Source organism: Mucilaginibacter gynuensis (genome assembly GCF_039541195.1).
GTDB classification, from domain to species: domain Bacteria; phylum Bacteroidota; class Bacteroidia; order Sphingobacteriales; family Sphingobacteriaceae; genus Mucilaginibacter; species Mucilaginibacter gynuensis.
Window position 1 is genome coordinate 61,166 of the sequence record NZ_BAABFT010000025.1, and the last position, 7,181, is coordinate 68,346.

The window sequence follows — 7,181 nt, forward strand, 5'->3', positions numbered from 1 at the left end:
TTAGCTATTAGCCGACATTTTACGGTCGAAAAAATCTGTAATTTGTTGCAATGATAACGCATTTAAACACTTTTCTTTATACAAGCCGCCTTTACGGGCAACATGTATACCATAATGCATATCTAAAAAGCCTTCGTTACGGTGCGCATCGGGGTTAATGGATAGCCAAACACCCTTATCCAAAGCGTATTGATGCCAGCGCCAGTCGAGGTCGAGCCTTAGCGGGTTGGCGTTTATTTCAATGACCACATTGTTGGCGGCACAGGCATCTATCACCTTTTTATGATCAAAGCTGTAACCTTTACGGCTCAATAACAGCCTGCCGGTAGGGTGCCCCAGTATGGTTGTGTATGGGTTTTCAATTGCTTTTATCAGGCGGGTAGTCGCTTTCTCGTCATCCATTTTTAGGTTGGAGTGTATCGATGCCACAATAAAGTCAAACTTTTTGAGGATCTCGTCCGGGTAATCCAGTGATCCGTCGCTCAAAATATCTGATTCAATCCCTTTAAAAATACGGAAGCCATCAAGTTTTTTATTCAGATGCTCTATTTCTTCGTGCTGTTGCAATACACGTTCTATACTTAATCCCTTGGCATAAACCGCGGTTTTACTGTGATCGCAAATGCCCAGGTATTCCAGTTTCAGGCTATCGCGACAATAGATGGCCATTTCTTCCAGCGTGTTTACACCATCGCTCCAAGTGCTGTGGTTGTGCAGTGTGCCTTTCAAATCGGCGTAATCTATCAGGTCGGGCAGTTCATCTTTGGCGGCTTTCTCAATATAAGCAGTTCCCTCACGCAGTTCCGGCGGAACCCAGCTAAGGCCTGCCTTTTTATAGATCATCTCCTCGCTTTCAGGCTGATCCAGCTTTTCGGGTATCCTGTCTAAAACGGCTTGCACATGCTCATCATCGCCGGTGCTTAAAAACAATTGCAGGTAATATTCCTGTTTTTCAATACAGGTAATATCAACCAGTAAACCATTGCTTAATTCGCCGGTAACATGATGGTCAACCACGGCGGTGTTCTTCAATATTTCCGATTGCAGCAGGGTAGTAATAGCCAGTTGCTTATCATTAGTGCCCAGTACAATATTAAGTTCGGTAATGATCTCGCTGTAACGGCGAAACTCACCCGAAAAATGTTTTAAAGCCTCCGGGAAGGTCGCCTTAATTTCATCTATTAATTCTTTGGCTTCGGCCTCAACCTGCGCGTATAGAAACTTGCCGTTGTTCGCCATCCTGAATTCTATCGCCTTGCGGATCTCTTCCTGGGTTTTAAGGCCGAAACCTTTGGCCTCAATCAGGCGGTTTTCGTTGCAGGCGTAGTATAGTTGGCCGGTATTTTCAATGCCGAGGTCTTTCCAAATAATGGCTACCTTTTTAGGGCCAATACCTTTAATACCCATCATTTCCACCACACCTTCGGGCGTAACGGCCAGTATTTCCTGTAGTTCGGCAAGGGTGCCGGTTTCCTGCAACTCTATTATTTTGGCGGCTATGCTTTTACCTATACCATCAACTTTTTCAAGCTCTTCAAAAGATTTGCCTACAACCTGAAAAGGCAGTTTATCCACCTTGAAAGCTGCGTTGGCAATCGAGCGGATCTTAAACTGGTTAACATCGTGCAGTTCCATCAGTTGCGAAAGTAAACGCAGCGTACGGGATATAGGTTTATTTTCCATATAGAATCAAGGGTGCAAAAATACAAAAGCCGCATGTAATGGGCGGCTTTTGTTAACAATTAAATGTGTTAATAGTTATGGCGGGCTTGTTTATATTTAATAATTGCATGTAATTTTAAAGGGAATACTAAACGGTAATTATTTACCCCCGAAAAATATCAATGAAATATCTGCAACTTTTTACCGCGCTGCTACTGGTTCAACCGGCTATGGCGCAAACTAAACTGCCTGTTATAAAGGCGACTTCTAAATCGGTTGCCATAAATGATGGCGGCTTCCTCGATAAAAACGCATGGTCGCTTTCGCCTAAGATACGGCCCGATGTTTATACCGCCGACCGTACACGCAAAGCAAAATGGGTTACATTTTATACCGATATTGATTCGATAAGGGTTAAGGTTAAACCCGGCACTAAGTTCAACTTTGTAGTATTATTGAACGGTAAAGATTCTTGCTATACACAAATTGCCAGTGCTATACCTGCCGAGAATAAACAACAAAAAAGCATTGTTCGGCACGATACTATTCCGTTTACGCTTACCGCTTACAATACCATACAGGTGAAAACGGTATTCAACAACACCGATACGTTGAACTTCCATTTTGATGCAAGTTCTTTTGATTTTCGCTTAACGCGCGATGCCATACTTAAAAAAACAAACTTGCTGACTAATCAGGCTGATGTATTAGCCGGTAAAGCAAAGCCTGATTACAATAACCTGAAAAAGGTAGGCAAGCTGCAAATGGGCACTATGGTGTGGAGCGATCAGGAAATTGTACCTACTACGTTCACCGCTCATGATATGGATGGCCGCTTTGGCTGGAACCTGTTTGAAGGTAAGCAGGTAGAACTCGATTACGATAAAAACCTGATGATCATCCACTCAAAATTGCCCGAAACCAAGGGCTATGTTAAATCGAAACTGGATTTTATACGATCATTTGTAAGCGCGGTGGCTACTTTAAAAGTAGGGGATAAGCAGTATACGGGGAAATTTTTGTTTGATAACGGTTCCGATCAGGCACTGATTTTGGATGGTAACTGGATGAAAGGCCAGGGTGTCCCGGCTGATATGAAGGTGATTAAATCATCTACACTTACCGACCCGAGAGGGACAAAATACGAGATCAAACTGGTGGAAATACCACTGCTTAGCTTTAGTGGTTTCAATTTGACTAATGTCCCTGCTTATGTATTGAGCAATAAAAACCCGGTAGGTTTCGAGATCAACTATTTTGGTAATGATTTTTTAAAGCGTTTTAACGTCATCTTCGATTTTAAAAATGATAACCTCTACCTAAAGCCGAATAAATTAATGGGCATAAAATACCGGGAAAGCTCGTGATAGCAAGTGTGTATAAATACAAAAAGCCGCCTTTAATGGGCGGCTTTTTGGTATATAATAATGTGTAATTATTTTATGCTGATGTTATATGGCAAACGTGCCTGCGGTATCCGCATCATTTTAGTTACCTTTTTAATTTGATCGTAATACTGGTAATTATCGCCCAGTTCTGATTGTAAAATGCGGGTTTTTACCTCTGCGGTAAAGCCCGAACCTAATTGTTTCAGCTTGCTTTCCTGCTCCGGATAGTTTACAATTTTATAGTTTTTTAGCTTGGCCATTTTCGCTGCTGATTTAACGGCGTCGTGAATATTGCCCAGGCGGTCAACTAAACCGATCTTTAATGCCTGCGAACCTGTCCATACACGGCCCTGGCCAATACTGTTAATATAATCCTGCGTTTTATGGCGACCATCGGCCACTACTTTGGTAAACACATCATAACCGTGGTTTACCTGGTTTTGCAATATAGCGCGCTCGGCAGGGGTAAGGGCGCGGCTGATATCGCCTAAATCAGCATACTGACCGGTCTTTACACCATCGAAAGTTACGCCCAATTTATCGTTAAAAAACTTCTGCATGTTAGGCAGCACCGCGAAAATACCTATAGAACCTGTAATGGTATTTGGTTCGGCAAAGATAGAATCGGCCGCGCATGCGATATAATAACCGCCCGATGCAGCTACATCGCCCATAGAAACTATCACCGGTTTTACTTTTTTGGTAAGGGCAACCTCGCGCCAGATCACGTCAGAAGCCAGCGAACTGCCCCCCGGTGAATTTACACGCAATACTATCGCTTTTACCTTTTTATCTAAACGCGCGGTACGCAGGGCTTTTGATAATTTTTCAGAGCCAATGCTGTTATCGTCGCCATCACCGCCCGAAATCTCGCCCGAAGCGTAGATCATGGCAATGCGCGAGCTTGAACTGCCGCTCTCTTCATCCTTGGTTTCAGATGTTGAATTAGTGTATTCCGAAATTTCTATGGTTTTAAGGTCGTCATCCAAATCAACACCGGTACGCTTTTTAAGGTCGTTTAATACCTCGTCTTTATATTTAAGGCCGTCAACCAGTTTGTATTTCAACGCGTCCTGCGGATATTGTATGCTCATCCTGTTGGCGTAGTTGAATAAGGAATCTTTACTTACGTTACGAGATTTGCTTACACCGGCAAGAAAATGATCATACAATGAACCCAAATATGAACTTACCTGTAAACGGTTGGCATCGCTCATTTTGGTAAGTACCAATGGCTCAACAGCACTTTTAAAGGTACCCACTTTTATAATTTGTGCCTCAATGCCCAGTTTATCAAGCGCGCCTTTTAAAAAGGTAACTTCAGAACTAAAGCCGCCAAATTCAAAATAACCGTTAGGGTTTACATAAACCTTATCAGCCACCGATGCCAGGTAGTAAAAACCCTGTGTGTATACTTCGCTGTAAGCGATAATAAATTTGCCCGATTTTTTAAAGTCGATCAGCGCGTTGCGGATCTCTTCGGTAGTGGCCTGTCCCGATTGCATGTAGCTTTCGTTAAGGTAAATACCTTTTATATTACTGTCGGTTTTAGCTTTTTTAATGTTAGTGAGTATATCGTTAAGGCCGATGGTTTTGTCTTTATCAAAACCCAAAATACCCAAATCAGCAAGCGGATTGTTAGGGGTACGTTCGGTGATGGGGTTTTTAAATTCAAGTGTTAATATCGAATTATTTTCAACCTGTGGTTTTTGATCGCCGGCTGATGATACGATAGCGATGATCAACACAACGCCCAGCACACCTATCAATATAAACCCTACAATGGTAGCCAGTACAAATTTGAAGAATTGTTTCATTAAATATTATAAATCGTTATATATGCAAACTTAGTAATTCGATGCCGTATAATGTTAAGAGCCACGGTAATAATATTTGTTACAACATGATAGACGTTTTTTTGCTGTTGGGTACCAATTTGGGCGAGCGCGAAATGTATTTGCAGCAGGCTGTTCAGCATATAGCGGAGGAAGTTGGGGCGGTAATAAAGTTGTCGTCGGTATACGAAACGCAATCGTGGGGTAAAACAGATGAGCCGGATTATCTTAACCAGGTGATTTTGCTGCAAACAGAACTACCTCCTTTGGCGTTACTAACGCGGGTATTGCATATTGAAAGCATACTGGGCCGGGTACGAAAAGAACGGTGGGGGGCACGGGTGATTGATATTGATGTACTATTTTACGGCGACCAGGTAATTAACGAGCCGCAGTTGCAGGTACCGCACCCACGCTTACACGAAAGGCGGTTTACGCTGGAACCGCTGGCCGAAATAGCGCCGGAGTTAATTCATCCGGTACTGAACAACAATGTATTAAGTATCAAAAATGCTTTGAAAGATACATTGATAGTAAAAAAATTATAGATTTGAGTTTTGAAACCTTTTATATGTCAAGTATTTCACCTAACCAGGACCTGGACCTTTCATTTTTGTACGAAATTGCTGATGGCAGCGATGAGTTTATAGTGGAGTCGATAGCCATGTTCCTGCAACAAACACCTGAATTACTGGAATCAATAAGTACTGCTATTGACGCTAAAGACTGGCAGGCTACCGCCGCCGCCGCGCATAAACTGAAACCCAACCTGGGATTTTTCGGGATGCCCAACAGCCAGGCACTTTTACAGGATGTGGAAATACTAAGCAAAGGCGGCGCGCAAAACCCCGCAGAAGTAATAGAAAAGTTTGAACAGGTGCAGCAATTACTCGCCGAAAACCTCATCACCCTGGAGCAAATTAAACAGGAAAAAGAAGCGGGTTTGTAGTTTAGAAGCTTGGAGGTTTTATAAAAAACCGCGTCATTGCGAGGCACGAAGCAATCTCTACTTAGGTTTGGCTTGTGCTGTAATTAACGTTGGTCTGCTCTTGGGCGCAGTGCCCCATTACTTTTGAGGGCAAAAGTAACAAAACCCTTGTCCAGCAAAAGGCTTCTTTGCCGCACTTGGCCCCTCCGCTGCAAACCGTGCAGAACTTAGGGCTGGAACTTTTGCCCCTCCGATAATATCCTCACCACATGCAACAAGTTCGCTATGCCCGCCTTTCCGCTCTTGGCCTTAAAGTTCTGCCCGCTTTCGCCCTAAGCTGTTTGCTGACGTGAAGAAAAACCCTTGCGCTCGTTTTCAACGAGTGCTTAAACTGGGTTAGCGTCTGCGACGCTTTTTCGGAATGCAGTCGCTCTGCCATGTTATGCACTCGTTGAAAACGAGCGCAAGTTGAGAAGGCCACTGCACATAGCTTAAAAAACACGTCATTGAGAGGAACGAAGCAATCTCTATACTATACAAAGCAACTCTGCAAGTCGGGAATTGCTTCGTACTTCGCAATGACGATCTATCTTTATAATGATTTCCAGCCTATGGTCGGTGTTATCTTTAAAAGGTGATTATTAACAGTACACCAGCATTTAATTACAATTTAAATTGGGGGAATTCTTTTAAATGTTTCATCGATAAACGTAATTCTTTCGCTGATTTTATTAGTTTTTTCTGGAAATGATCGTGTGCTTCAAATATTAAAAAATAATCATTGTTTAATTCTATTTCTTTTTTGCTTATTTCTTTGATTACTAATGCATTAACTTTGCTTAAGTTTAATGTCTTTGTCTTATCATCATAATCAGGAAAATAGCCATTATTTAACAAATAAATGTTTATCTGAAAGTAATCTTCAATATTTTCGTAGCTAATAGAAATAGCTATTTTTTTATTTGAATACTGAATATCATAAAAAGTATTACCTCTTACTTTTTCACTACTTACGATAAAATCAAACTCACTAATCAAGAAAGAATAATACCTTTTTACGAAGGCTGTATAAGATTTTGCATCAATCATATTCCTTGTTTAAGGATGGAATAATTTTAAATTTTTAATCATATTTTGATCCTTTTTCCAGCCTATTGTTGGGTGTTATCATCACACCAATTGTATTCTATAATCGCTCACATATAAGATGCGGGGATAATACCGAACATAAGCAAAAAAAACGCGTCATTGCTGTAAGGGTTTATTAATTCGAGGACAGATTAGTTGATTTATGATTTGTTGTTTAGGGTGATCATATCGATAGGTTTTTTACCTCCGATCCCCTGATGGGGTCTTTCCCAGTTATAG

6 protein-coding genes are annotated in these 7,181 nt (G+C 41.7%); 3 read left to right on the plus strand and 3 right to left on the minus strand.

Going from position 1 to position 7,181, the window contains the following annotated elements; genetic code table 11:
• Complete coding sequence (locus tag ABD894_RS26620; RefSeq protein WP_345214143.1) at nt 1-1,683, minus strand: helix-hairpin-helix domain-containing protein; 1,683 nt, start codon at nt 1,681-1,683, stop codon at nt 1-3.
• Between the two features lie 161 nt (nt 1,684-1,844).
• On the opposite strand from ABD894_RS26620, the gene ABD894_RS26625 reads away from it, so the two are divergent.
• Nucleotides 1,845-3,029, plus strand: a complete 1,185-nt coding sequence (locus ABD894_RS26625; protein WP_345214144.1) for a hypothetical protein — start codon at nt 1,845-1,847, stop codon at nt 3,027-3,029.
• A 68-nt stretch (nt 3,030-3,097) separates the two neighbouring features.
• Here the strand turns inward: ABD894_RS26625 and sppA are convergent, their stop codons facing one another.
• The gene (gene sppA, locus ABD894_RS26630; RefSeq protein ID WP_345214145.1) at nt 3,098-4,867 is read right to left on the minus strand and encodes a signal peptide peptidase SppA; all 1,770 of its coding nucleotides are present in this window, start codon (nt 4,865-4,867) and stop codon (nt 3,098-3,100) included.
• Between the two features lie 86 nt (nt 4,868-4,953).
• On the opposite strand from sppA, the gene folK reads away from it, so the two are divergent.
• Both folK and ABD894_RS26640 read left to right on the plus strand, forming a co-directional pair.
• Complete coding sequence (gene folK / locus ABD894_RS26635) at nt 4,954-5,433, plus strand: 2-amino-4-hydroxy-6-hydroxymethyldihydropteridine diphosphokinase (RefSeq protein WP_345214146.1); 480 nt, start codon at nt 4,954-4,956, stop codon at nt 5,431-5,433.
• A 23-nt stretch (nt 5,434-5,456) separates the two neighbouring features.
• Nucleotides 5,457-5,834, plus strand: coding sequence for an Hpt domain-containing protein (locus ABD894_RS26640; protein ID WP_345214147.1), 378 nt, complete (start codon nt 5,457-5,459; stop codon nt 5,832-5,834).
• A 642-nt stretch (nt 5,835-6,476) separates the two neighbouring features.
• Here ABD894_RS26640 and ABD894_RS26645 read toward each other — a convergent pair.
• Nucleotides 6,477-6,902: a hypothetical protein gene (locus tag ABD894_RS26645; protein WP_345214148.1), complete on the minus strand. Its 426-nt coding sequence runs from the start codon at nt 6,900-6,902 to the stop codon at nt 6,477-6,479.
• Nucleotides 6,903-7,181 lie beyond the last annotated feature (279 nt).